Here is a 2,718-nt window from a genome sequence, read left to right as displayed (position 1 = left end):
TTTAAATGAATTTGGTGATTTTAAGTTGAAAAAAGTTTTTGAATATAACGTAATCTGGAATAATGGTAATGAAAAAAACTATAAAGACTCTAAAAAGTTAGTCAATAACACAGAATTTAAAAATATTGAATTTTTACAAATGAATTCAACCAAAGAATTCTATTTTAAAGTTTTAATATCTAAAGAGAGGAAAGGAGAAATTACGATCACGGGAGTTAACGTATATAGTAAAAAGAACGGCAAGTTAGTACAGACAATTAATAATATAAAAGGTTATGGTTTTTTTGCTTTTAATGCGATTCAAATAGGCGATTTTGATTTTGATGGTAATGAAAATGATTTTTTACTTGCTGATGGCGAAACACATGCGGCTAATGTCCCACAAACCTATTACATTTATGATGGATTGCAAAATAAATTTATTGATCCTAATTTAGAAGGATATACCATTCGTTTTGATTCAGAAAAAAAAATCGCGACTAGTACTAAAACTTGCGGTAATGAATTTATAGATCCAACAAGTATCACCATAAATAAAATGTATTATTTTAATGAAAACACTAAAAAATATAATTATTTAGATCAATATTGTATTGCTTATGATAATAAAAAGTTTTTTCAAAAAAAGTGTACTAAAAAAGTGTAAATACCCCAAACTTAGTACATAACTCACGTAGAAAATCATGCTGCTTGTTTTAGTGTTTTATACTCAATCGGTGTCATGTTATTTAATGCCTCATGCGGTCTTTCGGTGTTGAATACTGTCACAGACCGGCATTTACGTTGGGGCTTTCCTAAGTGTTTTAATCGAATCAGAAAACTGGGATATCGTTGGAATCATAAACGTGTTTATCGGGTGTATTGTGAGTTAAAACTGAATCTTAAAACAAAACGAAAACAACGAATTCCACCTCGGGAGCCAGAAAAGTTATTGGCTCCCAATAAACAAGGTGAATGTTGGTCAATGGATTTTATGAGTGACAGTAGTCGTAATCAACGTCGCTTTAGGACATTCAATGTCATCGATGACTTTAATCGTGAGGCGTTAGGTATTGATATTGCAGTAAGCTTACCAGCAGGAAGGATTACCCGTTACTTAGATAAACTGGCCGAATATCATGGATATCCATTAAAAATACGGGTCGATAATGGACCTGGATTTACAGGAAAAACCTTTACCAACTGGGCTAAATCACATGATATAACCATTGATTATATTCAGCCCGGTAGCCCATATCAAAATGGCTATATTGAACGATTTAATCGTACCTATCGCACTGAAGTGCTCGATTTATATCTATTTAATAATCTAGAACAAGCAAGGAGAATAACTGAAGAATGGTTAACGGTTTATAACACCGAAAGACCGCATGAGGCATTAAATAACATGACACCGATTGAGTATAAAACACTAAAACAAGCAGCATGATTTTCTACGTGAGTTGTGTACTAAGTTTGGGGTATTTACAGTAGCCACTATCGCAATTATCATCTTTGACGATAATGCGTTGCAAAAATGGTTAGATCGTTGCTGCTTTAGTAAAGATGCCAAACGTGATCAATGTAATGAGCTAACCAAGGATCTGAGTGCGTTTTTATCAAGCAGTTCAGGGGACATTTTAATGTATATAACCTATTTTTACGTAAAATATGTAGAAAAACATTGGTGAAATATTAACTTCATAATAAATATTATAACGTTATAATATATACGATAAATGTAATTAAAAGAAAAAGTGAATTGACAGTTACTGATTATTCGTTATCTGGTTTTAGGAAATTATCAATTAAGATTTATTGTTGTGAGCAAACGCCAATACTAAAAACTCTTGATAACGCGTTATTGTGGGCGTAATGCAGATAACGATTATGATGTTTTTTGGACTAGTGGAATAGCAAAAGATGAAAACAAAGCAATATTGGTTTACTTAAATCATATGAGTTTTAAATTGAAGCGTATTTTTTAAGTTGATAGCTAAATTGGTTGTACTAGGAATTGCGTCGGTGGCGGTTAATCGCATTAGCGGTTAAAAATGTATTGGAAAGTAAAAATAAACAGCTTGTAGTAGTAGCATCCCCCAAAAATTACTATTCTGGTTGTATCATATCCACAATTAAGCTAAAAGGTGAATCTTAGAATAAAAAATTACATATAAAGATCGAATGATTTATCAAGGCTAGATAGGGAATTGCTTTTTCAATCCAGAGAAGGGCGTTAACGTGATTTTTGAATAACGAAATGATCATCATAAGCTATTATAAAATAGCTAATTTTAATATGCTTATATGAGCTTAGTGGTAAAATAAGTGATTTGATGTATAGCTTTAAATTTTTTGTGATTAACATTTTTGCTTATTATTGTTGTTATGAGTGTATTATTTTATCCACATATGAAGTACATGATATTATCAATTTAAGCAATCAATATTTTGGATTTATTGGTTTCTTATAGCATTACTATTGGTGGTTATATTGGTATCTTTATAACATTAAAAGGCAATTATAAAATAAAGGCAAAAATGCTTAAGTAAAGATTTAAAGGCCTAAGCGGGGAAGACGTAAAAAATTAATGCAAGGCAATTGACCAATAAAAAGTTAGAAAATTAGGCCACCAAAAAAAGATTAAAATTGGTAAAAATTAACCTGTAACTAAATATTTATCAAATAATTATGATGCAAATTTTTACTATTAAAAAGAATATATAGGAAAAGTGTTA

The 2,718-nt window shown here is 30.5% G+C and carries 2 protein-coding genes; both read left to right on the top strand.

Annotation, left to right across the window (positions count from 1 at the left end):
* Positions 1–646 (top strand): hypothetical protein (locus tag A9G28_RS12130; RefSeq protein WP_218057388.1); only part of this gene is annotated, 646 nt, incomplete at its 5' end.
* A gap of 105 nt (positions 647–751) precedes the next feature.
* Positions 752–1,429: an IS3 family transposase gene (locus A9G28_RS12125; RefSeq protein WP_176702155.1), complete on the top strand. Its 678-nt coding sequence runs from the start codon at positions 752–754 to the stop codon at positions 1,427–1,429.
* Positions 1,430–2,718 lie beyond the last annotated feature (1,289 nt).

The sequence above is a fragment of the Gilliamella sp. Fer1-1 genome (assembly GCF_001690825.1).
Classification (GTDB): Bacteria; Pseudomonadota; Gammaproteobacteria; order Enterobacterales; family Orbaceae; genus Gilliamella; species Gilliamella apicola_C.
Note: the sequence above shows the minus strand (reverse complement) of the source record. Positions and strands in the feature narration are given on the sequence as shown.